Annotated in this window: 24 protein-coding genes; 15 read left to right on the top strand and 9 right to left on the bottom strand. The window is 65.1% G+C overall.

Going from position 1 to position 25013, the window contains the following annotated elements; genetic code table 11:
• The first annotated feature begins 375 nt into the window (after positions 1 to 375).
• Complete coding sequence (locus tag GQY20_RS13930) at positions 376 to 1749, top strand: class II 3-deoxy-7-phosphoheptulonate synthase (RefSeq protein ID WP_157217713.1); 1374 nt, start codon at positions 376 to 378, stop codon at positions 1747 to 1749.
• 40 nt (positions 1750 to 1789) lie between these two features.
• Here GQY20_RS13930 and topA read toward each other — a convergent pair whose 3' ends face one another.
• Entirely contained in the window at positions 1790 to 4408 is a 2619-nt protein-coding gene (gene topA, locus GQY20_RS13925) for a type I DNA topoisomerase (protein WP_157217863.1), read from the bottom strand.
• Positions 4409 to 4540: 132 nt separating this feature from the next.
• On the opposite strand from topA, the gene GQY20_RS13920 reads away from it, so the two are divergent.
• Positions 4541 to 4873: a DMT family transporter gene (locus GQY20_RS13920; RefSeq protein WP_157217712.1), complete on the top strand. Its 333-nt coding sequence runs from the start codon at positions 4541 to 4543 to the stop codon at positions 4871 to 4873.
• Between the two features lie 28 nt (positions 4874 to 4901).
• Here GQY20_RS13920 and GQY20_RS13915 read toward each other — a convergent pair whose 3' ends face one another.
• From GQY20_RS13915 to plsY, 4 genes are all read right to left on the bottom strand, one after another.
• Entirely contained in the window at positions 4902 to 6041 is a 1140-nt protein-coding gene (locus GQY20_RS13915; protein WP_157217711.1) for a PQQ-dependent sugar dehydrogenase, read from the bottom strand.
• A 71-nt stretch (positions 6042 to 6112) separates the two neighbouring features.
• The gene (locus GQY20_RS13910; RefSeq protein ID WP_157217710.1) at positions 6113 to 6487 is read right to left on the bottom strand and encodes a nuclear transport factor 2 family protein; all 375 of its coding nucleotides are present in this window, start codon (positions 6485 to 6487) and stop codon (positions 6113 to 6115) included.
• Between the two features lie 126 nt (positions 6488 to 6613).
• Positions 6614 to 7711, bottom strand: coding sequence for a DNA-processing protein DprA (dprA, locus tag GQY20_RS13905; protein WP_157217709.1), 1098 nt, complete (start codon positions 7709 to 7711; stop codon positions 6614 to 6616).
• A 1-nt stretch (position 7712) separates the two neighbouring features.
• A complete protein-coding gene (plsY, locus tag GQY20_RS13900) occupies positions 7713 to 8312 on the bottom strand; it encodes a glycerol-3-phosphate 1-O-acyltransferase PlsY (RefSeq protein WP_157217708.1) in 600 nt (199 codons plus the stop codon).
• A gap of 143 nt (positions 8313 to 8455) precedes the next feature.
• On the opposite strand from plsY, the gene murI reads away from it, so the two are divergent.
• From murI to GQY20_RS13885, 3 genes are all read left to right on the top strand, one after another.
• Entirely contained in the window at positions 8456 to 9253 is a 798-nt protein-coding gene (murI, locus tag GQY20_RS13895) for a glutamate racemase (protein WP_157217707.1), read from the top strand.
• Between the two features lie 146 nt (positions 9254 to 9399).
• Entirely contained in the window at positions 9400 to 10614 is a 1215-nt protein-coding gene (hemA, locus tag GQY20_RS13890) for a 5-aminolevulinate synthase (protein ID WP_157217706.1), read from the top strand.
• Positions 10615 to 10815: 201 nt separating this feature from the next.
• Positions 10816 to 13092 carry a bifunctional diguanylate cyclase/phosphodiesterase gene (locus GQY20_RS13885; RefSeq protein WP_157217705.1) on the top strand — a complete coding sequence of 759 codons (2277 nt, stop codon included), beginning with the start codon at positions 10816 to 10818 and terminating at the stop codon, positions 13090 to 13092.
• A 3-nt stretch (positions 13093 to 13095) separates the two neighbouring features.
• On the opposite strand, the gene GQY20_RS13880 is transcribed toward GQY20_RS13885, so the two are convergent.
• Entirely contained in the window at positions 13096 to 13527 is a 432-nt protein-coding gene (locus GQY20_RS13880) for a hypothetical protein (protein WP_157217704.1), read from the bottom strand.
• A 130-nt stretch (positions 13528 to 13657) separates the two neighbouring features.
• On the opposite strand from GQY20_RS13880, the gene rpiB reads away from it, so the two are divergent.
• The 5 genes from rpiB to rpsD all read left to right on the top strand — a co-directional run bounded on the left by rpiB (position 13658) and on the right by rpsD (position 17546).
• On the top strand, positions 13658 to 14116 hold the full coding sequence (gene rpiB / locus GQY20_RS13875) for a ribose 5-phosphate isomerase B (RefSeq protein WP_157217703.1): 459 nt from the start codon (positions 13658 to 13660) through the stop codon (positions 14114 to 14116).
• Positions 14113 to 15426 carry a serine hydroxymethyltransferase gene (gene glyA, locus GQY20_RS13870; protein ID WP_157217702.1) on the top strand — a complete coding sequence of 438 codons (1314 nt, stop codon included), beginning with the start codon at positions 14113 to 14115 and terminating at the stop codon, positions 15424 to 15426. Before rpiB ends, glyA begins: the two co-directional genes overlap by 4 nt.
• A gap of 24 nt (positions 15427 to 15450) precedes the next feature.
• Positions 15451 to 15912: a transcriptional regulator NrdR gene (gene nrdR, locus GQY20_RS13865; protein ID WP_157217701.1), complete on the top strand. Its 462-nt coding sequence runs from the start codon at positions 15451 to 15453 to the stop codon at positions 15910 to 15912.
• Between the two features lie 86 nt (positions 15913 to 15998).
• Positions 15999 to 16751, top strand: coding sequence for an RNA methyltransferase (locus GQY20_RS13860; RefSeq protein ID WP_157217700.1), 753 nt, complete (start codon positions 15999 to 16001; stop codon positions 16749 to 16751).
• 180 nt (positions 16752 to 16931) lie between these two features.
• A complete protein-coding gene (gene rpsD / locus GQY20_RS13855; RefSeq protein ID WP_157217699.1) occupies positions 16932 to 17546 on the top strand; it encodes a 30S ribosomal protein S4 in 615 nt (204 codons plus the stop codon).
• A 55-nt stretch (positions 17547 to 17601) separates the two neighbouring features.
• On the opposite strand, the gene GQY20_RS13850 is transcribed toward rpsD, so the two are convergent.
• Entirely contained in the window at positions 17602 to 19617 is a 2016-nt protein-coding gene (locus GQY20_RS13850) for an alpha/beta hydrolase family protein (protein WP_232476043.1), read from the bottom strand.
• Positions 19618 to 19825: 208 nt separating this feature from the next.
• Between GQY20_RS13850 and GQY20_RS13845 the strand changes: the two genes are divergently transcribed.
• From GQY20_RS13845 to GQY20_RS13830, 4 genes are read left to right on the top strand one after another with little or no spacing between them, the layout of a single operon-like run.
• A complete protein-coding gene (locus GQY20_RS13845) occupies positions 19826 to 21463 on the top strand; it encodes a M28 family metallopeptidase (RefSeq protein ID WP_157217698.1) in 1638 nt (545 codons plus the stop codon).
• A complete protein-coding gene (locus tag GQY20_RS13840) occupies positions 21460 to 22443 on the top strand; it encodes an agmatine deiminase family protein (protein WP_157217697.1) in 984 nt (327 codons plus the stop codon). Before GQY20_RS13845 ends, GQY20_RS13840 begins: the two co-directional genes overlap by 4 nt.
• Entirely contained in the window at positions 22440 to 23288 is an 849-nt protein-coding gene (gene aguB, locus GQY20_RS13835) for an N-carbamoylputrescine amidase (RefSeq protein ID WP_157217696.1), read from the top strand. The genes GQY20_RS13840 and aguB overlap by 4 nt, the downstream gene beginning before the upstream one ends.
• Positions 23289 to 23302: 14 nt before the next feature.
• On the top strand, positions 23303 to 23596 hold the full coding sequence (locus tag GQY20_RS13830; protein WP_157217695.1) for a putative quinol monooxygenase: 294 nt from the start codon (positions 23303 to 23305) through the stop codon (positions 23594 to 23596).
• Here the strand turns inward: GQY20_RS13830 and GQY20_RS13825 are convergent, their stop codons facing one another.
• Positions 23597 to 23761 (bottom strand): hypothetical protein, encoded by a 165-nt coding sequence (locus tag GQY20_RS13825; protein WP_157217694.1) that lies wholly within the window; start codon positions 23759 to 23761, stop codon positions 23597 to 23599.
• Positions 23758 to 24396: a uracil-DNA glycosylase gene (locus GQY20_RS13820; protein ID WP_157217693.1), complete on the bottom strand. Its 639-nt coding sequence runs from the start codon at positions 24394 to 24396 to the stop codon at positions 23758 to 23760. Before GQY20_RS13820 ends, GQY20_RS13825 begins: the two co-directional genes overlap by 4 nt.
• Positions 24397 to 24478: 82 nt before the next feature.
• On the opposite strand from GQY20_RS13820, the gene folK reads away from it, so the two are divergent.
• Positions 24479 to 24994: a 2-amino-4-hydroxy-6-hydroxymethyldihydropteridine diphosphokinase gene (folK, locus tag GQY20_RS13815; RefSeq protein WP_157217692.1), complete on the top strand. Its 516-nt coding sequence runs from the start codon at positions 24479 to 24481 to the stop codon at positions 24992 to 24994.
• Positions 24995 to 25013: the final 19 nt, after the last annotated feature.

Raw genomic sequence — 25013 nt, 5'->3', positions numbered from 1 at the left:
CACGGGGGGATGGGTGCTCCTGTGAGACGGCTCACAGTTCCGCTCGTTCCATCGCCGTCACGAGAGAAATTTTTGCGCTATGCTGCACGGGCTTGTGGCGCAGCAGTGGCCGGAAAGCAGCCTTTTCTCGCACCGTACCGGATCTCGACGATGAGCCATCACTCCTTCCCTCGCGGCGAAGTGCCTCGCAGACACGGCCGGCCGCACGCCCTGCCCGATTTGCGCCTGCCGCGCCAGCCCGGCGCGCGAGGCTACCATTACGGTGAAGACAGGCCATCCTGCCCCGCACTTTTTCTCGTCGCCGCGGGCAGGCATCGCCGGTTGCTTTCCGGTCGCCGAACGCTCAAAGGAGCCCGCCTGAAAGGATGTGGTAAAATGGCGACGAACTGGACGCCCGAGAGCTGGAAGCAATACGAAGCGCGGCAGATGCCCGACTATCCCGATGCTGCGGCATTGGCCAACGCGACGGGGGAACTGGGCCATTATCCGCCGCTCGTCTTTGCCGGCGAAGCGCGCGCGCTCACTGCGGACCTTGCCCGCGTGGCGGAAGGCAAGGCCTTCCTGCTCCAGGGCGGCGATTGCGCGGAGAGCTTTGCCGAGTTCCATCCGAACAACATCCGCGACACTTTCCGCGTCATCCTCCAGATGGCGGTGGTGCTGACCTATGCTTCCAAGCTGCCGATCGTGAAGGTCGGCCGCATGGCCGGCCAGTTCGCCAAGCCGCGCTCGGCGCCGACCGAGGAACTCGGCGGCGTGTCGCTGCCGAGCTATCGCGGCGACATCGTCAACGACATCGCGTTCGAGACAGAGGCACGTCAGCCCGATCCGCAGCGGCTGATCAAGGCCTACAACCAATCGGCCGCTACCCTGAACCTGCTGCGTGCCTTCGCGCAGGGCGGCTATGCCAATCTCCATCAGGTCCATGCCTGGACGCTCGACTTCATGGGCCGCAGCCCCTGGGCGCAGCAGTACAGCCAGGTGGCCGAGCGGATCGGCGACGCGCTCGACTTCATGGCCGCGTGCGGGATCAATCCGGAGACGGTGCCGCAGCTCAACGGCACCTCCTTCTTCACAAGCCACGAGGCGCTGCTGCTTCCCTATGAGCAGGCGCTGACCCGCCAGGATTCGCTCACCGGCGGCTGGTACGACACTTCGGCGCACTTCCTCTGGATCGGCGACCGCACCCGTTTCGAGGGCTCGGCCCATGTCGAATATCTGCGCGGCATCGGCAATCCGATCGGCCTCAAATGCGGGCCGAGCCTGGATCCGGACGTGCTGCTACGTCTGCTCGATACGCTCGATCCGGGCCGCGAGCCGGGCCGCATCACGCTGATCACCCGCTATGGCCACGATCAGATCGAAAAGCACCTGCCCGCACTCGTCCGCGCCGTAAAGCGCGAAGGCCGGCCGGTGGTCTGGTCGTGCGATCCGATGCACGGCAATGTCGTGAAGGCCGCCAATGGCTATAAGACGCGGCCGTTCGATCGCATCCTGGCCGAGGTGCGCGGCTTCTTCGCGGTGCACCGCGCGGAAGGTACGCATGGCGGCGGCATCCATGCCGAGATGACCGGCCAGAACGTCACTGAATGCACCGGCGGCGCGATCGCGATCACCGAGCAGAGCCTCGCCGACCGCTATCACACCCATTGCGATCCGCGGCTCAACGCCGGCCAGTCGATCGAGCTCGCCTTCTTGCTCGCAGAGATGCTCAATCAGGAAATGCGCGAGCGCGAGAAGGACGCGGCCTGACCTCCATTTCATCCTCCCCCGCGGGGGAGGATGAGAGGGATCACCCCTTCTTCGCAGCAGCTTTCTTTTTCGCCGGAGCCTTCTTGGCAGCCGGCGCTTTCTTGGCGGCCGGCGCTTTCTTGGCGGCCGGCGCTTTCTTGGCGGCCGGCTTCTTGCCCTTGGCCGGCCCTTTCGCGGCGCGTTCCTCGAGCAGCCGCAAGGCCGTCTCGAAATCCAGCGTTGCCGGATCGGCCGATTTGGGCAGCGTCGCGTTGGTCTCGCCGTCGGTGACATAGGGACCGAAACGCCCCTCCATCAGCTTCACCGGCTTGCCCGTCACCGGGGAGTCGCCAAACGCCTTCATCGGCTCGCGTGCCGCGCCGCGGGCGCGTCCGCCGCCATTGGCGGCGTCGGCCAATTTCGAGACCGCGGCGTTCATGCCCGTCTCGAACACTTCGGCGGTCGATTTGAGGCGCGCATATTTGCCGTCATGCGCCAGATAGGGGCCATAGCGGCCGATGCTCGCCGTGATCGGCTTGCCGGTCTCGGGATGGTCGCCCACGGTGCGCGGCAGCGAGAGGATGCGCAGCGCCCAATCCAGGCCGAAATCCTCCGCCGGCACATCCTTGGGAATGGAGCCGCGCTTGGCTTCCTTGCCCTCGCCGAGCTGGACATAGGGCCCGAACCGGCCGGAGCGCTTCGTCACCTCCTCGCCGGTGTCCGGATCGGTGCCAAGCACCACGGGCCCCTCGTCCGCCCCGACATCCTGCGCACCCGCCTGGGCGAAGCGGCGGGTATATTTGCACTCCGGATAGTTGGAGCAGGCGATGAACGCACCGAAGCGCCCACCGCGCAGCGACAACCGACCCTGGTGGCACACCGGACAAAGCCGCGGATCGCTGCCGTCGCCCTTGTCGGGGAAGAGATAGGGCGCGAGGAATTCGTCGAGCGCGGCGGTGATCTCGCTCGGCTTGCGCTCCATCACCTCGGCGGTCTTCGGCTTGAAATCACGCCAGAAGGCTTCGAGCACCTGTTGCCAGCTGGCGCGGCCGCCCGACACGTCGTCCAGGCTCTCCTCCAGCCCGGCGGTATAGTCGTAGCTCACATAGCGTTCGAAGAAGCGCTCGAGGAAGCTGGTGACCAGACGGCCGCTCTCGGCCGGTATGAAGCGGTTCTTCTCTACCGTCACATATTCGCGATCCTTCAGCACCTGCAGGATCGAGGCGTAGGTGGACGGCCGGCCGATGCCGAGTTCCTCCATCTTCTTGACGAGGCTGGCTTCCGAATAGCGCGGCGGCGGCTGGGTGAAATGCTGCTCGGCATGGACCGCCTTCTTGGCCGGCGTGTCACCGTCCTTGAGGCGCGGCAGGCGGCGGCTATCCTCGTCGTCGCTTGCGGCTTCGGCGTTTTTGCCGGAGCCGCCGACAGGATCGTCGCGGCCTTCCTCGTAAAGCGCGAGATAGCCGGGGAAGAGGATCACCTGGCCGGTGGCGCGCAACCCATGCTGGCCGGTGCCGTCGGCGAGGTCCACGGTCGTACGCTCCAGTCGCGCCGATGCCATCTGGCTCGCCAGCGCGCGCTTGAAGATCAGATCGTAAAGCCGGGCATGATCGCCCGAGCCGGCGCGGTCGCGCGAGAAGTCGGTCGGCCGGATCGCCTCATGCGCTTCCTGCGCATTCTTGGCCTTGGCGGTGTAGTGGCGCGGCTTGTCCGGCACGTAGGAGGCGTCGTAGCGATTGGCGATTGCGCCGCGCGCTGCGGAGATCGCGCTTTCGTCCATCTGCACGCCGTCGGTACGCATATAGGTGATCGCGCCGTCCTCGTAGAGATTCTGGGCAATCCGCATGGTGTGGCTGGCTGAGAAACCGAGCTTGCGTGCGGCTTCCTGCTGCAGGGTCGATGTGGTGAAAGGCGGCGGCGGGTTGCGCGTCAGCGGCTTGGTCTCGACCGAGACGACAGAGAAGCGGCCCTGCTCCACCGCGGCCTTGGCCGCTTCCGCATCGCCGGCATTGCCGATCGACAGGCGATCCAGCTTCTGGCCCTTCCACCGCGCGAGGCGCGCGACGAAGGGCACGCCGTCATGCTCCATGTCGGCATGGACGGACCAATATTCCTGCGGCTTGAACAACTCGATCTCGCGCTCGCGATCGACCACGAGACGCAGCGCCACCGACTGCACGCGGCCGGCCGATTTCGCGCCGGGCAGCTTGCGCCAGAGCACCGGCGACAGGGTGAAGCCGACCAGATAATCGAGCGCGCGGCGGGCGCGGTAGGCGTCGATCAGATCCTCGTCGAGAGCGCGCGGATTCGCCATCGCTTCGGTGACCGCCGGCTTGGTGATCGCATTGAACGTCACCCGGCGCACGTCCTTGGGCAGCGCCCGGCGCTTCTTCAGCACTTCCTGCACATGCCAGCTGATCGCCTCGCCCTCGCGGTCGGGGTCGGTCGCGAGGATCAGCGTGTCGGCGTCCTTCGCCTCGTCGGTGATCGCCTTGAGCTGCTTCGCCTTGTCCGCGTAGCTTTCCCACTCCATGGCAAAACCGTTGTCCGGATCCACCGATCCGTCCTTGGCCGGCAGGTCCCTCACATGGCCGTAGGAGGCGAGAACACGATGGCCCGGCCCCAGATATTTCTCGATGGTCTTGGCCTTGGCCGGCGATTCGACGACGACGAGCTTCATGATCTTGCGCAGCATCCCTTACACGTACGCGCGATGGTGGAAGCCGGTGGCAGAATGCGTCAAGCCCGGCAAGCGAGTTGATACGCGCGGAAGGTTGCGCCGGTCCCTCGTCGGTCGCTAGATGCCCCGCACATGAATGCCTATCTCACCTTGTCGATCGCGATCCTGGCCGAAGTGATCGCCACATCCGCGCTCAAGGCATCGGAAGGTTTTTCGAGGCCGATTCCCTCGGCGATCGTCGTGGTGGGCTATGGCATCGCCTTCTATTGCCTGTCGCTCACCCTGCGCACGATGAGCGTGGGCGTCGCCTATGCCATCTGGTCCGCGGCAGGCATCGTGCTGATTTCCGCGATCGGCTGGATCGCGTTCGGCCAGAAGCTCGACGCCGCCGCGATGATCGGCATGGGATTGATCATTGCCGGCGTGCTGGTGGTCAATCTCCTTTCCAGATCGAGCCTGCACTGATCCCGTGATCGGCGTCTGAACCTGTCGCTCAGGCCTTCGGCGTCAGCTTGAGCAGCCGCCCGCCCGATCCGTCTTCGAGCAGCCAGATGGCGCCATCAGGGCCTTGCTCCACCTCACGGATCCGGCGGCCCATGTCCCATTGATCGCCCTTGGAGGCGCGCGTCCCGTCGAGGTGGACGCGGATCAGCGCTTCGCCCGACAGTGCACCGAGGAAAGCGTCGCCCTTCCATTGCGGGAACATCGCACCCGAATAGATTATCAGGCCAGCCGGCGAGATGGAGGGATTCCACCAGAGCTTCGGCGCTTCGAAGCCGTCTCCCGGCCGGTGATCGGGAATGTCACGGCCGTCATAATGGCTTCCGTTCGACGCGCGCGGCCAGCCGTAATTCCGGCCCGGCAGGATCAGATTCACCTCGTCCCCGCCCCGCGGTCCCATCTCCTGCTCCCACAGATTGCCTTGAGCATCGAAGGCGATGCCGAGCAGGTTGCGGTGGCCGTAAGACCAGATCGCCGGATTGAAGCCTTTCGCGGCAAGAGGATTGCCGGCGGCCGGCGATCCGTCGTCGTTCAACCGCAGCACCTTGCCGAGCGTGGAGGCGGGATCCTGCGCGGGATCGAACTTCTGCCGCTCGCCATTGGTGAAGAAGAGATGGCCGTCGGGCGAAAAAGCGATGCGGCCCGAATAATGACCGTTGCCGGCGACGTAGGGGCTGGCGCGAAAGATGGGCCGCACCTCGAGCAACGCCGGACGGGCGCCATCGCTGAAGACGCCGCGCGCCAGGACCACGCCCTTGCCGCCCACGCCTGCATCGGAATAGCTGAAATAGACCAGCCGGTTCTGCCCGAACTGGGGATGGAGGACGACATCCATCAGGCCGCCCTGCCCCGCGCTGTCCACCTCGGGAATGCCCTCGACCGCAACCTTGGTGCCGCCGTCCGCCGACAGCAGCAGCATGCGGCCCGCCTTCTCGGTGACGAGCATGCGGCCATCCGGCAGGAAGGTCATCGCCCACGGCGCATCCAGCGTGGCGACCGGTATCATTGCGAAAGGCCGTGTATCGGGGCGGCCGCCGCTTTTTCCGTCTGCCGCATTTCCCGCGATCCCCTTACCGCTTCCGCAGGCAGTGACGAGAGCGATGAGCGGAAGCAGGATGGACAGCCGGCGCATGGAACCTCCTCGATCGCACACCGTCCCAACGCTGCGAGGCGTGTCCAGTTGCGCCTGCCGCCGAGGACAGATCAGCCGCGAGGAGCAATCTCGATATGGCGGATCCTTCCATCCTCGATCCGATAGCGTCCGGTGAGCGCCAGCTCGACCGCCTGGCCCGCATTCAGCGCCATACCCAGGAAGTCGGCCACGTCCGCGCGCGCCACCAGCCGATCGTGGATGTCGACCACGGCGCCATCCCCGCTCTCGACGATCCGTTCCGGCGTCATCCGATCGACGAAGGTCGCGATCATGTAGCGATAAGTGGCCAGATAGGCGTCGCGCCCCGCCTGCTCGCCCGCGGCGGAGACGAGCACGACATCCTCGGCCAGCAACGGCGCCAGTCGGCTCTCGTCCTCGCTGTTATAAGCCTCGTAATAGGATCGCATCAGCGCTTCGTTGGTCATCGGCCCGGCTCTCCATCATCCTCGTGCAGGGCAGGCAGCAGACCAGATGCGGAAGCGCCGCACCACCACAGAAAACGTCGAATATCCGCCAAATGCTTTTGAAGCAGCGGACGTGCCATCTGGAAATCAGGCGATGCTCACCCGTCCGCCCGCGTGCCGATCGAGCCGCCCGCCGAGCTCGAGCTCGAGGAGCACGGTCTGCACGATCGCCGGCGGCAGCCCCGTCTGACGTATCAGCTCGTCGACGGGGACCGGCACCGGCCCCAGCAGGGCGATGACCGTCCGGCGCTCCGCATCGCCGGCATCGGCGGGCGGCGGGCCGGAATAGCTGCGCGCCGGGGTCGCGAGACCGCCCCCGATGCTGCTCACCGCCTCGACGATGTCGTCCACGGTCTGCACCAACGTCGCTCCCTCCCGGATCAGCAGGTTGCAACCTTGCGCGCGCTGATCGAGCGGAGATCCGGGCACCGCCATCACCTCCCGCCCGAATTCCGCGGCGTAGCGGGCGGTGATCAGCGATCCGGATTTGGGCGCGGCTTCGACGACGACGGTACCCGCCGCCAGCCCCGCGATGATGCGGTTGCGATAGGGAAAGTGCCGCGCGCGCGGCTCCGTTCCGGGCGGCTGCTCGGCGACGATGAGGCCGCGTTCGCCGATCTCGCGCTGGAGCGCATCATTCTCGGGCGGATAGACGATATCGACGCCGCCGGCCACGACCGCGATGGTGCCGCTGGCGAGCGATCCCTGATGCGCGGCCGTGTCGATGCCGCGGGCAAGGCCCGAGACCACCACCATCCGCCGCTCCGCCAGGCCAGATGCCAGCATGCGCGCGAAGCGGACCGCCGCGGCCGAGGCGTTGCGTGCGCCCACCAGCGCCACCGACGGCCGATCGAGCAAGCCGAGCTCGCCCTTGACGATCAGCACGGGCGGCGCGCCCTCGCTTTCTGCCAGAAGGCGCGGATAGAGGCCTATACCGCGAAACAGATAGCGTGCGCCCAACGCAGCGACTGCGGCGACCTCGCGTTCGATTGCAGCCCGCGGCGCTATGGCCGGCGGGCGACCGCCGCCGCGGCGGGCCAGCTCGGGCACCGCTTCGATCGCGGCGGTCGGCGAACCGTAACGCTGCAGCAGCTGATGATAGGTGACCGGGCCGATGCCGGGCGTACGGATCAGACGCAGCCGGGCGATACGGTCTTCGTCGCGATCGTCCCCGCCGTCTGCCACATCACCCCCCGCCGATACGCGGCTCCGCCCCCGCGAGCAACCGGTCCAGATTGCCGCGATGCTTCCACAACAGCATCAAGGTGAATGCAAGGAAAAGCAGCGCCAGATCGAACATTCCGAAAGCCGCGGCGGCGACCGGAGCGGAAACGCCCGCGGCCATCCCGCCGACAGAGGAATAGCGGGTGATCAGCGCGGCAAGGATCCATATGACGGCGAAGATGAGGCCGCACGGCCAGTGCAGCGCCAGCGCGACGCCGAGAAAGGTCGCAACACCCTTGCCGCCGCGAAAGCGCAGCCAGACGGGATAGAGATGGCCGATGAAAGCGCCCGCAGCCGCGATCATCGCGCAGTTCCAGTCCCACAGCGCGAGCGCGGCGAACACGGCGACGGCGCCCTTCGCGCCATCCAGAAACAGGGTTGCCCCGGCCAGATCCTTGCGCCCGGTGCGCAGTACGTTGGTGGCCCCGATGTTGCCGGAGCCGATCTCACGCAAATTACCCGCGCCGGCGAGGCGCGTCAGAAGCAGCCCGAACGGGATAGAGCCGAGCAGATAGCCCAGCACCGCAGCCAGGACGGGACCGGCCCAGAAAGTAGACTCCACGCAAATCCCCTCTCGGGAGCGAAACTAGGTCATAATCACGCGTGCGCAACAATCTGAATCAAGCCGGATCGTGCCCCGCCCGCGTTGCGCGGCAGCATAGCAATGCGTACATGGCGCGCAACACGTGCGACCTCTGGAGCGGCATGAACGACCCCCGTCCGATCCTCTTCTTCGATTCCGGCGTGGGAGGGCTTTCGGTGCTGGCGCCCGCTCGCGCACTCCTGCCCCGCGCTCCGATCGTCTACACGGCCGACAATGCCGGCTTCCCTTATGGCACGAAGCGGGAGGCGGAGATCGCCGCCAGGGTTCCCGCCCTGCTCGGGCGGCTGGCGGAGCGCTATCGCCCGCGGTTGATCGTGATCGCCTGCAACACCGCCTCCACCATCGCGCTGGCGGGCGTGCGCGCTGCGCTGGAGTTGCCAGTGGTCGGCACGGTGCCGGCGATCAAGCCCGCAGCCGTGCTGTCGCGTAGCAGGGTGATCGGCGTGCTCGGCACCAATGCCACCGTGCGCCAGCCCTATGTCGACGATCTTTCGGAGAAATTCGCCTCCGATTGCCTCGTGCTGCGCCATGGATCGGCCGAACTCGTGCAACTCGCGGAAGCGAAACTGCGCGGCGAGGCGACCGATCCCGCCGCCTACCGTGCGGCGCTTGACGGATTGCTCGACCAGCCTGGCGGCGAGCGCATGGACGTCGTCGTGCTCGCCTGCACCCATTTCCCTCTCGTCGCCGACGAACTGGCCGCGGCGAGTCCGCGCCCGCTGCGGTTCATCGATGGCGGCGCCGGCATTGCGCGTCGCATCGCATCGCTCACCGAGGGGCAGACATGGCCGGAGGATCGCGCCAAAGGCGTTGCCGTCTTCACCGGACCGTTCGAGCCGCCGCCCGGCCTTCGCGCCGGCCTGCGGGCGCATGGCCTAGAACGGATCGAGTTTCTTTAGATCGACCTGCTCGATCACAGCGGCGCAAGCAACATGTTGGATTCCGGCGCCATAGGACAATATGTCACTATTGTTGCGAACGGTTCTCGCTGGAAAACCCGGCAGTTCGCCTCTATCTGGCCGGGACGGACTAAGGAGCGGGTGCCTTGGATTATCAGCGTGTCTTCACCCAGGCCATCGACCGGCTGCATGCCGAAGGCCGGTACCGGGTGTTCATCGATATCCTGCGCAACAAGGGCATGTTTCCCAATGCGCGGTGCTTTGCGGGGCATAACGGGCCGAAGCCGATAACCGTCTGGTGCTCGAACGACTATCTTGCGATGGGCCAGCATCCCAAGGTGATCGCAGCGATGGAGGAGGCGCTGCACGATGTCGGCGCCGGCTCCGGCGGCACGCGCAACATCGGCGGCAATACGCATTACCATGTCGATCTGGAAGGTGAGCTCGCCGACCTGCACGGCAAGGAAGGCGCGTTGCTATTCACTTCGGGCTATGTCTCGAACGAAGCGACACTGTCGACCCTTGCGAAAATTCTGCCGGGCTGCATCATCTTCTCGGACGAACTCAACCACGCCTCGATGATCGCGGGGATCCGCAATTCGGGCTGCGAAAAGCGGGTTTTCCGCCACAACGACGTCGAGCATCTGGAGGAGCTGCTCGCCGCCGAGGATCCCGAGGCACCGAAGCTGATCGCGTTCGAGAGCGTCTATTCGATGGACGGCGACATCGCACCGCTGCACGCAATCTGCGACCTCGCCGACAAATATAACGCGCTGACCTATCTGGACGAGGTGCACGCCGTCGGCATGTACGGTCCGCGCGGCGGCGGCATTTCCGAGCGCGACGAGGCGGCGAGCCGCATCACCATCATCGAAGGCACATTGGGCAAGGCATTCGGCGTGATGGGCGGGTACATCGCGGCGGACAAGATGATCATCGACGTGATCCGCAGCTATGCCCCCGGATTCATCTTCACCACCTCGCTGTCGCCCGTGCTGGTCGCCGGCGTGCTTGCGGCGGTGCGCCACCTGAAGAGCTCCAGCGAGGAGCGCGACGGGCAGCAGGCGGCGGCGGCACGGCTGAAGGCGATGTTCGCCGAAGCCGGCCTGCCGGTGATGCGGTCGGTTACCCACATCGTGCCCCTGATGGTCGGCGACCCGGTAAAGGCCAAACGGATCAGCGACATATTGCTCGCCGAATATGGCGTCTATGTGCAGCCGATAAACTATCCGACGGTTCCGCGCGGCACCGAGCGGCTGCGCTTCACGCCCGGCCCTGCCCACAGCGAAGAAATGATGCGCGAGCTCACCGATGCGCTCGTCGAGATCTGGGATCGCCTTGATATGCGGGCGGCCGCCTGAATCGAGCGCGGCCGCTTCGGACGGTCTTAAATCGTCGCAAGACAGGGCTTCATCCAGGTTCTTTTCGCCCCTGCACCGGCAATGGCGGCTGCCGCTTTGTCGGATCATGCCCTGAAAAGGGTTGATCGAGGCCGCATCCTTCACGCTCCGCTTACCAATTGAGCCGATAATCGATCGGCGACCGGCGAATGGGCGGCGGCCGTGAGCGAGAGACCTACCATCGCCAGATCCGCCATACGCAGCGGCAACGCGCGCGAGGTCGCTTCCGGCGGGCTGGAGGCCCGTCTGATCGCGCTCGTCACCGCAGCGGTATCCGTCCTGTTGCTGCTCATGGTTGCCTATGCCGGCTTGCAGATGAATCGCAGCGCCCTGGCGATGGAAGGACGGTTGCTCAATCGCGAGATCGACCGGCTGATCCTCAAGACGCTCGACGAACAGAAGAGCGTCACATTGTGGGACGACGCGGTCCGCCACACCACCAGCCTAGACCAGCCGTGGCTCGACCAGGAAATCGGCGGCTATCTGACGCGCACCTATGGGCATGACCAGATACTCATCCTGAATGGCGCCGATCAGGTAATCTACCGCTTCCCACCGTCAATCGCCGACGCACCGAACATGCAGCACCTGCTTGCTGCTGCCGCACCGCTGATCCGCGAGGTTCGGGGCGGCCCAGTCCGACCGTTCACGCGCCGTGACGGCGATTTCCAGTCTTCCACCCAGAATCGCGGACAAACCGCCGATGGACGACCGTTGCGAGCGGCCTCCAACCTGCTCTCGATCGACGGAAAGCCGGTGATTCTCTCCGTGATGGAGATGCTCCCCACCACCGACAAGTCGCTGCTCGCCGCGCGCCCTGCGCTCGAACTGTCCATGCTGAAGCTGAGCCCGCAGCGCCTCGCAGCGATGGGCATGGCGGTGGAGGTGAAGGGCGTCCGGCTGAACACGTCTGGCGGACACAATGCCCGCAACGGCATCATGCCATTCTATGCCGACGATGGCACACCGCTCGGCCGCCTGACCTGGGATCCGGTCAATCCTGCGCGCGGCCTGCTGACCATCATGCTGCCGCTGCTCGCTTTCGCATGTTCCTGGGCGATCTTCGCCTGCCTCGTCCTGCTGCGCCGCCTGATGGGATCGGCGAGGCGGCTACGCGAAAGCGAAACGGCGGCGATCGCCCTGGCGAACAGCGATCCAGTGAGCGGCCTGCCCAACCGGCGCGCCTTTTCCGTCATGTTGGAGAGCCGGCTGACGGCATGGCGGAGCGGCGAAGGGCCGCGCCCGATGCTCGCCTGCCTGGATCTCGATCGATTCAAGAACGTCAACGATACTCTCGGCCATGATGCCGGCGACCGCCTCGTCGTCGCCGTTGCCGAGCGACTGCGTGATGCACTGGAGCCCGACAATATCCTCATTCGTCTCGGCGGCGACGAATTCGCGGTGATCGCCCCCTGCACCGACGATCAAGCTCCACAGCGCCTCGCTGACCAGCTCACCGGTCTCTTCGCTACTCCGTTCGACATCACCGGCCATCATGTCGGCATCTCCACCTCGATCGGCATCGCGATTGCACGGCAGGGCGACTCCACCGCCGTGACGATGGCACGTTATGCCGACATCGCGCTCTACGAAGCCAAGGTGAACCGCGGATCGACGCAGATCTTCCGCCACGAGATGAGCCACGCCGTGGAGCGGCGTCATCAGCTCGAAATCGAACTCGACGAAGCGATCCGCACCGGTGAGGGGTTGCGCCTCGTCTATCAGCCGGTGGTGCCGGTCCGACGCACGGGCGAGCAGGGCGTGGAGGCGCTGCTGCGCTGGACGCGGCGCACCGGCGAAATCGTATCGCCCGACGAAATGATCCCGATCGCCGAGACGTCCGGCCAGATGCAGCGGCTCGGTTCCTGGGTCATCGGCCGCGCCTTTCGCGATGCCGCCGGCTGGCCGGATATAGAGGTATCCATCAACCTCTCTCCCACACAATTTCGCGATAGCGGGCTCGTGCGCTATCTGGAGGGCAAAGCGCGCACCTGCGGCGTCAGCCCGACGCGGATCATCCTGGAAGTCACCGAAAGCGTCGTCCTCGAAACGCGCTGGAATGCAGACCAGGCTTTCAAGGATCTGCGCGCGGCCGGCTTCCGCATCGCGCTTGACGATTTCGGCGTCGGCTATTCGTCGCTTTCCTATCTGCGCCGTTTCCCGTTCGACAGGCTCAAGCTCGATCGATCGCTCTCCAGCGGCGTATCCGAGGATTCGACGGCAATGGCGATCGTCGAGACCGCCGCAGCGCTCGGCCTGCGGCTCGGCCTGGACGTGATCGCCGAGGGCATCGAGACGCAGGCGGAAGCGGATCTCATGCAGGTAGCCGGCTGCACCCACCTGCAAGGCTATCTAATCTCCCGCCCGATCGAGGCGGCGGACATGCTGCGCTATCTCGCGCTTGCGCAGGACGGCCAGAACCAGAGTTCATCGACGTAAGGCTCACGCCGGGCGGCAGAATCCCTCGCCCGGCTTGATCATCAGGCAATTGGGTTTGTCCGCCAGCCATTTGAGCCCGGTTTCGCTGCCCGGCACCTGACGGATCGTTTCCACCACGTCTCCGCGCCTGAAGCGGATCACGCTGCCGTCCGCTTCGCCTTCATAGACATTATGGCTGTCGAGCAGATCCAGAGTCAGCCGATAGGCGCCAGGGCCGCTGCCCTTCGCGATGTCCAGAGCCAAACCTTCGACCCCCGTCCATTTGCCGATCCATCCGTCCGTCGGCAACGCGGCCGCTTCACTGCCGTTCGCGACCGGCGAAGCATCCATATCCTGCAAGGCGACGGTCGTATTGGCCGGCTCATCCGACCGTTGTTCGCCGCCGCAGGCCGATACCAGCCCCATCAGGATGATCGTCGCAAATCCGAAACGCATCACGCACCCTCCTCGTCAACCCTTCGTCCCTACTCCGTCCAGCCTACCCCAATCGCTTGTGGATCGCTGGTGGCTTTTCGCTCCGGACGCTACTAGATAGCCGCCATTCGACTCATAGGAACCCCGTCCAATGGCAGATAAGATCGCCATCGCATCCGATCATGCCGCCGTCGACCTCAAGGCGGCGCTTGCGGCATGGCTGCGCGAGGCCGGTCACGAAGTGGTGGACCTGGGCCCTGCAACCGCGGATTCGGTGGACTATCCCGATTATGGCTACAAGCTGGCCGAGCATGTCGCCTCCGGTCAGGCCGACAAGGGCGTCGCGCTGTGCGGCTCCGGCATAGGCATTTCCATCGCGGTGAACCGCAATCCGGGCTGCCGCTGCGCGCTCGTTTCCGACGGCCTGTCGGCACGCCTGTCGCGCGAGCATAACGACGCCAACGTCATCGCCATGGGCGCGCGCCTGATCGGCATCGATACCGCCAAGGATTGCCTCTCGGCCTTCCTGACCACCCCCTTCGGCGGCGGCCGCCATCAACGCCGCGTCGATAAGCTTTCCAACCCTGAAAATGTGAAGGAGCCCGCATGAGCACCAACCCGGCATCGCTGCACGAGGTCCAGCCAGACGGTTTCTTCACCCGCGGTCTGGGCGACGCCGACCCCGCCGTCTTCGGTGGCGTCCAGAAGGAGCTTGCCCGCGAGCAGCACCAGATCGAGCTGATCGCCTCCGAGAACATCGTCTCGCGCGCCGTGCTGGAGGCGCAGGGCTCGGTCTTCACCAACAAATATGCCGAGGGCTATCCCGGCAAGCGCTATTATCAGGGCTGCGCGCCGTCCGACGAGGTCGAGCAGATCGCCATCGATCGCGCCAAGCAGCTCTTCAACTGCGGCTTCGCCAACGTCCAGCCGCATTCCGGCGCCCAGGCCAATGGCGCGGTGATGCTGGCCCTGACCAAGCCCGGCGACACGATCATGGGCCTCAGCCTCGACGCGGGCGGCCACCTGACCCATGGCGCCAAGGCAGCGCTGTCAGGGAAATGGTATAATGCCGTGCAATATGGCGTGCGCCCGGACGATCACCTGATCGACTTCGATCAGGTCGAGGCTCTGGCCCGCGAGCACAAGCCGAAGCTGATCATCACCGGCGGCTCGGCCTATCCGCGTCATATCGATTTCGCCCGTTTCCGCGCGATCGCGGATGAGGTCGGCGCACTGTTCATGGTCGACATGGCGCATTTCGCCGGCCTCGTTGCCGGTGGCGTGCACCCCACGCCCTTCGGCCATGCCCATGTCGTCACCACGACGACGCACAAGACGCTCCGCGGTCCGCGCGGCGGCATGATCATGACCGACGACGAGGCAATCGCGAAGAAGATCAACTCGGCCGTCTTCCCTGGCCTGCAGGGCGGTCCGCTGATGCACGTGATCGCCGCCAAGGCGGTGGCGTTCGGCGAGGCGCTACGCCCCGAGTTCAAGAGCTACGCCAAGGCGGTGATCGACAACGCCAAGGTGCTTGCGAGCCGCCTCAAGGAGCGCGGCGCGGATCTCGTCGCCGGGGGCACCGATACGCATCTCGCGCTCGTCGACCTGCGGCCGCTGGGCGTGACCGGCCGGGACGCGGACGAGGCGCTCGAGCGTTCGGCGATCACCTGCAACAAGAATGGCGTGCCGTTCGATCCGTTGCCGCCCGTCAAGACCAGCGGCATCCGCGTCGGATCGCCCGCCGGCACGACGCGCGGCTTCGGCCCGGCCGAATTCCGCGAAATCGGCGACATGATCGCCGACGTTCTCGATGCCCTCGCGAAGAATGGCGAGCATGGCGATCCGGCGGTGGAAGCGGATGTGAAGGCACGCGTGCGGACGCTGTGCGATCGCTTCCCGATCTACCCCGCGGCCTGAGCCGACCGGAGGCGGATCCGCTAGATGCGTTGCCCTTTCTGTTCCCATGAGGACAGCCAGGTGAAGGACAGCCGTCCCTCCGAGGACGGCAACGCCATCCGCCGCCGCCGCCAGTGCGAAGGCTGCGGCGCCCGCTTCACCACCTTCGAACGCGTGCAGCTGCGCGAACTCACGGTGGTGAAGAGCGAAGGCCGCCGCGAAGCGTTCGACCGGACCAAGCTCGAACGCTCGATCGCGATCGCCTGCCGCAAGCGGCCGATCGCGAGCGAGCGTATCGAGCGGCTGGTGTCCGACATCCAGCGGCAGATCGAGACCAGCGGCGAGAGCGAGATCGCGGCCAAACATGTGGGCGAGATGGTCATGACTGGTCTCAAGGCGCTGGACAGCGTAGCCTATATCCGCTTCGCCAGCGTCTATAAGGACTTCACCGAAGCCAAGGATTTTGAGGATTTTGCGGGGGCGGTGAGCGAAGCGGGCTCGTCGTGATCCCCTTTTTGGCCCGGCAATTCCCATCTCCGCTCATCCTGAGTAGGGACTGAGCCTGGCGAATTCCCGTATCGAAGGATCCTGGCTTGAGCGCCTCTAAAGATTTTCAGCCCTCTGGGGACGCCTCCCCGCCTCCCGTGATCATCCTGGTCCGCCCCCAACTCGGCGAGAATATCGGCAAGGCCGCACGGGCGATGCTCAATTTCGGGCTCACCGACATGAGGCTCGTGGCACCGCGCGACGGCTGGCCCAATCCGGATGCCGGCCCCGCCGCGTCCGGTGCGGACATCGTGCTGGAACAGGCGAAAGTCTTTGACAGTATCGCCGACGCGACCGCCGACTGTGCCCATGTCTATGCGACTACGGTGCGCAAGCGCGGCCTGGTGAAGCCGGTCGTTACACCCGAAGAGGCCGCCCGCGCCATCCGCACCGAAGCCGGCCGTTCCGCTTTCCTGTTCGGACCGGAACGGTCCGGCCTCGAAACCGACGACGTCGCGATCGCACGGACGATCGTGACCGTGCCGATCAATCCCGAATTCGGCAGCCTCAACCTGGCTCAGGCGGTGATCCTCGTCGCCTATGAGTGGTCGAAAGGGGAAACGCTCGCCTCTCCCCCCAGCGTGGAACTGGAGCCACCGGCGCCACAGGCCGATCTAGACGGTCTCGTTGAGCATCTGGAAGCGATGCTTGAGGACGCCGGCTATTTCTTTCCACCCGATCGCGTGCCCGCGACCAAAAGGACGCTGCGTTCGGTGCTGACCAAGCCAGCCTGGAATGCCCAGGAAGTGCGTACCTTGCGCGGCGTGCTGAGTGCCCTCGAAAAGCCCCGCCCGCGTTGAGCTTGACTTTGGCCGCCACGGCTCTAGAAGCCCGGCCTTCGCAATCGGCCCCGCACCCCGGTGAAGCGGTGGCCCTGCCGATCCCATCCGAGATCCCAGCAGAGCGAAATACCGGGAAGAACCCCGTCCCTCCTCCCGCAGGATGGGCGGATTACGTCGTAGCGATTGAAGGATAGATTCATGTCGAAGCGCAGCAGCGCCAAGTTCAAACTCGACCGCCGCATGGGCGAGAACATCTGGGGCCGTCCGAAGTCCCCGGTGAACAAGCGCGAATATGGCCCCGGCCAGCACGGCCAGCGCCGCAAGGGCAAGCTTTCGGATTATGGCATTCAGCTGCGCGCCAAGCAGAAGCTGAAGGGCTATTATGGCGACGTCACCGAAAAGCAGTTCAAGAAGGCCTATGTCGAGGCCAGCCGCATGAAGGGCGACACCTCGCAGAACCTGATCGGCCTGCTCGAGCGCCGCCTCGACGCGATCGTCTATCGCGCCAAGTTCGCGCCGACGATTTTCGCCGCGCGCCAGCTCGTCAGCCATGGTCACATCCGCGTCAACGGCGTGAAGTGCAACATCGCCTCGCGCCTCGTGAAGCCGGGTGACGAGGTGACGCTGGGCAGCAAGGCGCAGGAAATGGCGCTGGTGCTCGAGGCCCAGAGCCTCTCCGAGCGCGACATTCCCGATTATGTCGCTCCGGACGGCGCGGCCAAGGTGACCTTCATCCGCGTTCCGACGCTCGACGAAGTTCCCTATCCGGTGAAGATGGAACCGAACCTGGTCGTCGAGTTCTACTCGCGCTGATCCGGCCTTCCAGCCAAAGCAAGAAAGGGGCGGTCCCAACGGGGGCCGCCCCTTTTTACATGTGCAGATTGGCCTTCAGGAAATCATAGCTGCGCGCGAGCAGCTGCGTCCGCGCATCACTGTCGTCGAGCTGGTGATCCAGCCCCTTGAAGACGACCAGTTCGCTCGATTTGCCGGCGTGCCGCAACGCATCGTCCATCTCGCGCGACTGGAAGATACGGACGTTGCCGTCCTGATCGCCGTGGAACATCAGCACCGGCGCTTTAAACGCCGCCGCATGACGCACGGGTGACCCGTCAGTCACCGCCGGGCCGTCACCGACAAAGGCTCGCACCAGCCTGTCGTTGGTGAAATTCTGCGCTTCTTGCTTCAGCGATTGCAGATCGGTGACCGGCGCGACGGCAATGACAGCCTTGAACAGATCGGAGTCCAGCACGTTGGACTGGAGCGCCGCATAGCCGCCATAGGACCAGCCGAAGATACCTAGCTTCGCCGGATCCGCTATGCCTTCCTTGATGAGCCATCGCCCGGCGCCGACGACATCCCCGATCGCCGTCCGCCAGGAGCGAAAGCCGTTGTCGACAAACCAGTCGGCACCATAGCCGCTCGATCCCCGGAAATTGGGCTGGAGAACGGCAAACCCGCGATGCGCGAAATATTGCGCAAGCCAGTCGAACCCCCACTCGTCCCGCGCCGAGGGGCCGCCGTGCGGCATGACCAGCGCAGGCAGGTTCTTGCCGTTGCTACCGGGCGGAAGCGTCAGATAGGCGGGCACCCGCACGCCGTCGATCGAGCTGTATGTAACCGCTTTCTGCTCGGCGAGACGGACATGCTCGAGATCGGGCCGGGCCAGACTGATCTCCTTCATCTGATGTGTGCTGCGGTCGAGCACGTAGTAGCGGCCTGGATCGATGTCGCTTCCCGCGAAGATAAGCAGTTTCGACAGATCCCGGCTGGCATCGATGAACCGGACGAGCGGCAATCCCGGCAGGGCCTTGGAAAGGGACCTCGCCAATTTTTCATAATCGGGATCGAGATACGCCACTTCCCGCCTGTCGGTGACGTAGCTGACCCCGATCACGTGCCCATCCCGCCCCAGAGTCACGATATCGTCGACGTCCACCTGCGGATTGGCATAGACGAGATCGGTCTGCATCGAACCATCGAGCAGAATCTTGTAAAGGGCATTCCGACCGTCTTTCTTCTTGAGTACATAGACCGCATTCTGCCCGCCATCGACGCCCAGTGGCGTGAAGCTCTGATCGGTCTTGGGATCATTTCTGGCGAGTTCCTTCCAGCCGTCGCCCTGTGAGGAACGATAGTAGGTGACAGTCACGCCGGTCAGCGATTGTTGGGGCCCGGCCGTCATCTCCATCTGCATGATGCGGACATGACCATTTCCGTCGGACATATAGCGCGCGGCGTTTTCTCGCGCGACCTCGACATTCTGGACGGCGAGCGTGCGGACATTGACCTTGTCGACACCTAAACCAGATCGCGTTTGGGCCAGGCGGGTTCCAATATCCACTTGGGGCACGTAGCTGCGGCTGAGCAGAACCCACTCCCTCTGATCCAGCCGGTCAATGATCTCGCCGTCGAACTGGTGCAGCCCCAGTGTCTTGTCGTTATCCCGCGTACCGAGTTCGCGCGCAGCGCCGGTGTTCGTATCCACGGCGGACAGCCGGGTGAAGCCGATCATGTCTCCTTGAAAATGCACCAGCCCGTAGGTCATGCAGACGAGCCTGTCGTCGGCGACCCAATTGCAACTCACCAGGCGCGTCGGATTTCCATCTGTCCGGTTGAGCCCTTTGGGAGCCTGCCCCACACCCACCTTGGCGACGCTCAGGATCGACGCGCGTCCCGGCCCCGGCATGATCAGAGCCACCTTGCTGCCGTCCGGCGACAGCGAGATATCCTCGATATCCGGGCGAACCCCGAACAGGCGGGCCGGATCGACCGGAGCGTCTGCCGCCTCAGCCGGGATCGCGCCCGCGAACAGCACGGATGCCGCCAGAAGCCCCATCCAGCCGCAGTTGCCCCGCAGCCGGCGCTTGACCGTTCCTATCCTCATTCTTCCCCCTTCACCCTGTTTCTTTGGCCCAGCCTACACTTTCCGGCCAGAGGCAGATGGCTGGAATCACATCCAAAATCGAAACGATCGCAAGACCCCCGACATGGTCTGGATCACAAAGCCGCCGTCCGCCGCTGTTGCGCAGTCCGAGGCGTCCTGCCATGCTTCAGGCCATCGTCGTGGGGGACGAACGAACAGGAGGAACCTCATGGCGCTTATCCGTCCGTTGCGCGCGCTGGCGCTCGTCTCTTTGCTGGCCACCACCGCCCAGGCCGCGCCGCCGGCGATCTCGATCGACACGCTCAAAAGCGTGACGCAAACCCTTTCCTCAGACGCTTATGAAGGCCGCAAGCCGACCACGCCGGCCGAAGAGAAGACCACCGCCTATATCGTCGAGCGCTTCAAGCAGGCGGGGCTGCAGCCCGGCAACAAGGGCAGCTGGTTCCAGGACGTGCCGCTGGTCGAGATCACCGCCGCACCCACGACGCATCTGGACATCAGCGGCGGCAAGACGCCGCTGTCCCTCACGTACAAGACCGACATCGTCGCCGCCACCTATCGCGTCCGGCCGCAGGTCTCGGTTGCCAATTCCGACATCGTCTTCGTCGGTTACGGCATCAACGCCCCCGAGAAGAACTGGAACGACTATGCCGGCATCGACGTCAAAGGAAAGACGGTCGTCCTGCTGATCAACGATCCCGACTGGAAGACCCAGACGCTCGACGGACCGTTCGGCGGCCGGGCGATGACCTATTATGGCCGCTGGACCTACAAATATGAGGAAGCGGCGCGGCAGGGCGCGGCGGCAGTGTTCATCGTCCACGACACCGAGCCCGCCGCCTATCCTTTCGACGTCGTCGTCTCGTCCTGGACGGGGCCGCAGCTCGAGATGGACGCTACCAACGATCATATGGACCAGTCGGCGGTGATCGGCTGGCTGTCCAATGCGGCGGCGCGCCGGCTGATGGCCGCGGCGGGGCAGGATCTGGATGCTCTGGCTGCCGCAGCGTCGAAGCCTGGCTTCAAGGCCGTGCCGCTGAAGCTCAAGGCATCGATCACGATCGACAACGCCATCAAGCGGCAGAAATCGAAGAATGTGGTTGGCATCCTGCCGGGCAAGACCCGTCCGGACGAGGTGGTCATCTATTCCGCGCACTGGGATCATCTCGGCCATTGCGAGCCGGTCAACGGCGACGACATTTGCAACGGCGCGCTCGACAATGCGAGTGGCGTCGCGGGCCTGGTCGCGCTCGCCGAGGCGCAGGCCAAGGCCGGCCCCACCGCCCGCTCGCAGGTCTTTCTTGCGGTGACTGCGGAGGAAGCCGGCCTGCTCGGCTCGCAATATTATGCGGAGCATCCGATCTTTCCGCTCGCGCGCACCGTCGGCGGCGTCAACATGGACGGACTCAACGTGAAGGGTCGCACCCGCGACATCGTCGTCGTCGGACCGGGCAAGTCCGAGCTCGAGGAAAGCCTAAAGCGCTGGGCCGCTACCCAGCATCGCACGATCATGCCGGAACCGACGCCGGAGAAGGGCTTCTACTATCGCTCGGACCATTTCAGCTTCGCCAAGAAAGGCGTGCCGATGCTGGATGCGGACAGCGGCCAGGATCTCCTCGTCGGCGGCATCGCTGCGGGCAAGAAGGCGGACGACGATTATACGGCGCATCGCTATCACAAGCCGCAGGACGAATATGATCCGAACTGGGACTGGTCGGGCGCTGTCGAGGATCTGACACTTTACTATGATATCGGCCGCGAACTGGCCGATGGCGATATGTGGCCGAACTGGTATCCGGGCACCGAATTCAAAGCGATTCGGGACAAGTCACGCGAGGGAATGTGAAAGCAAGGCTACCGGCGGAATGGGCGCCGCATGATTGGGTGTGGATCGGTTTTCCGAGCCACGCCGATCTCTGGGAAGACGATCTGGCGCCAGCGCAGGAAGAGGTTGCGGCCTTCGCTCGTGCCGTCCACGCAGACGGCATGGGCGAGCAAGTTCGCCTTGTAGCCGCTAACGAGGAGGCGGCGAAGGCGGCACAAGCACTGGCCGGCGGCTGCGCGTGCATCGAGCTGCTGCCGTTTGGCGACATCTGGCTGCGCGACACCGGGCCGATCATCGTGCGTGGCGACGCGGGCCTGACCGCGCGCGACTTCGGCTTCAACGGCTGGGGCGGCAAATATGATCTGGAGCATGACGACACGGTCGCCCGCGGGCTGGCCGGCCGGGCAGGCTTTTCCGTCAAGACGTGCGACTGGATCTTCGAGGGCGGCGCTATCGACGTCGACGGTACCGGCCTTGCCGTCACCACCGAACAATGCGTGCTCAATCCGAACCGCAATCCGATGTTGAACCGCGCCCAGCTCGAGGCGCGGCTGGCCGAGGATCTGGGCGTGGATCGCCTGCTGTGGCTCGGTGACGGTCTGTTCAACGATCACACCGACGGCCATGTCGACAATCTTGCGCGCTTCGTGGCCGAGGGTGTGCTGGCGGTGCCGGAGCCGGCGTCGGCCGACGATCCCAATGCCGCCGTCTATCGCGACGCCCGCGCGCGGGCGGAGGCGTTCGGACTCGAGGTCGTCGCCATTCCTTCGCCCGGCAAGGTCGAGCGGGATGGCGGAATCGTCCCGGCTTCCTACATGAACTTCTACATCGGCAACGCCGCCGTCGTGATCCCGCTCTATGGCGCGGAGAACGACTCGGCGGCGGTGGAAGCGATCGGCACGCTCTTTCCAGGACGCAAGGCCGTGGGCTTTCGGGCCGACCATATCTTGACCGGCGGGGGCAGCTTCCACTGCATCAGCCAACAGGTACCGAGACCATGAGCCAAATCAGCGTTGCCGCCCTCCAGCTTGCCTTCACTGACGACATCGACGCGAATATCGCGGCGGTATCCGAGCTGGTGCGCGACGCCGCGGCCCGCGGCGCCAAGGTGATCCTGCCGCCGGAGCTGTTCGAAGGCCCCTATTTCTGCCGCGTCGAGGACGAGGGCCTGTTCGCCAATGCCAAGCCGCTCGGCGAACATAAGGCCGTCCGCGCGATGCAGGCACTCGCCGCCGAGCTCGAAGTGTTTATCCCGACCAGCTTCTTCGAGGCGGACGGCCCTCATTATTACAACACGCTGGCGATGATCGACGATCAGGGCCGCGTGATGGGCAGCTATCGCAAGAGCCACATTCCCGACGGCCCGGGCTATGAGGAGAAATTCTACTTCCGGCCCGGCAACACCGGCTTCAAGGTGTGGCCCACCCCCTATGGCACGATCGGCGTCGGCATCTGCTGGGATCAATGGTATCCCGAAACGGCGCGCGCGATGATGCTGATGGGTGCCGACATCCTGTTTTTCCCCACCGCGATCGGATCCGAGCCCCATGATCCCTCGCTGGACACCAGCCGGCTGTGGCGACGCGCGATGATCGGGCACAGCGTCTCGAACGTGGTGCCCGTCGTCGCCGCCAACCGGATCGGAACCGAGCAAGGCCAGCGCTTCTATGGCCACAGTTTCATCACCGACGAGCGGGGCGATTTCGCTGCGGAATATGGCGCCGAGGAGACCGGCGCGCTGGTCGCCAGCTTCGATCTCGACGTGGTGAAGCGCCACCGCGCGGCATTCGGCTTCTTCCGCGATCGACGACCCGAGCTATATACCCGCCTGACCCAGGATATTTAAGAGGGAGGAAGCCGATGACTGTTGCCCGCCTGTATCTGATGCACGCCGCCGATGGGAAGGACGCGACGCTGGAAACGGCGCTCTACGGCCTCGCCGATCATGTCCGCCCCTTTCCCGGTTGCCAGGGCGTCGAGGTGCTGCGCGACCTCGGCAACGAGAAGCGCTTCGTCTTCATCGAGAAATGGGATTCTGAAGAGGCGCACAAGGCCGCCGGCGGCAATCTCGACAAGGCCGTCATCGGGCCGGTAATGGCCGCGCTCGACGGCCCGCCGGACGGCTCCTATCTCGACTATCTCAAGACCGTCTGATCAGGATCGGTCGGGGCCGCGCCGTCCCTTGCGGACGGCGCGCCAGCCCAACCAGAGCGCCAGGCAGGCGCAGACGATGCCGGCGACCATCCAGGCTGCGAGATTGAGCGCGGCCTTGAGCAACAACACCATGAAATCGACGATCGCGAGCGTGAGATGAATCATGTCACGCACTCGATCGCGCGCGTGAATACCGCTTCAAACATCGCCGGCGTCAGCCGCCCGGTATTCTGGTTGTAGCGCGAGCAATGATAGCTATCGATCAGCCGGATGCCGTTCGGCAGCCGGTGTTCGGCGAGATGGCCGAAAGGATATTTGGGCAACTTTCCGCCGATCGCCTTGATCGCCGACTGATGTGCGATCTGCCCGAGCGCGATCACCACCCGTAGGGCCGGCAACGCCGCAAGCTCGGCGTCGAGGAATGGGCGGCAGGCATGGATCTCCGACGGCACAGGCTTGTTCTGAGGAGGCACGCAGCGCACCGCATTGACCACGTACACGCCCCTCAGGCGCAGCCCGTCCGAACTTTCGCCCCGAAATTCACCCTCGGCGAGGCAGAATTTGAGGAGCGTGCCATAGAAGAGCGCACCCGAAGCATCGCCGGTAAATGGTCGGCCAGTGCGATTGGCTCCCTGCAGGCCCGGCGCCAGACCGACGATGGCAAGCCAGGCGTCGGCATCTCCGAAACTGGGCACGGGTGCATTGAACCAGTCGGGATGGGCCGCCCGCTGTTCCTCGCGGAACGCAGCGAGGCGCGGACAAAGCGGACAATCGCGCGGAGGGGTGGCCAAGCCGGTCACCTGCTCCGCCTACAGGATCGAAAGCGGGTCGGCCATCACCAAGCCCCTCGACTCGCCGCATCAGGCATAGTCTAGCGCGATCATGAGATATCATTTTGCGATCGCGCTGGGATCGAACCGACGCCATGGTCGGCACGGCGCACCACGCCACGTCATCCATGCGGCGCTGACCGCGCTAGGCTCGGAAGACGTCAGCGTGCTCGCCATTTCGCCGATCCTGACCACGGCACCGCTGGGGCCGGCCGGCCGGTCTTTCGCCAACGCCGCCGCCCTGATCGCGACCGATCTGGAACCCGACGCGCTGTTGACCCTGCTCAAGCGGATCGAGCACGATTTCGGCCGCAGACGCGGCCGGCGCTGGGGGCCGCGCGTGATCGACCTCGACATCATCCTATGGAGCGGAGGACGCTGGACCTCCTCGGGACCGGGCCGGCTGACCATACCGCATCGATCCTACGCGGAGCGCGATTTCGTGCTCCGGCCGCTGGCCGCCATCGCCCCGCACTGGCGCCATCCCGCGGGTCATCGCACCGTCCGCCATCTGCTCGCGCGCGTGACCCGGCGATCTCCAGTTGACCGCAACCGCGTCGCTCCCTAGGGGAAGCAACCCGATCAGG

It is taken from the genome of Flavisphingomonas formosensis (genome assembly GCF_009755815.1).
Taxonomy (GTDB): Bacteria; Pseudomonadota; Alphaproteobacteria; order Sphingomonadales; family Sphingomonadaceae; genus Flavisphingomonas; species Flavisphingomonas formosensis.
This window is presented reverse-complemented; position numbering and strand designations above follow the sequence as displayed.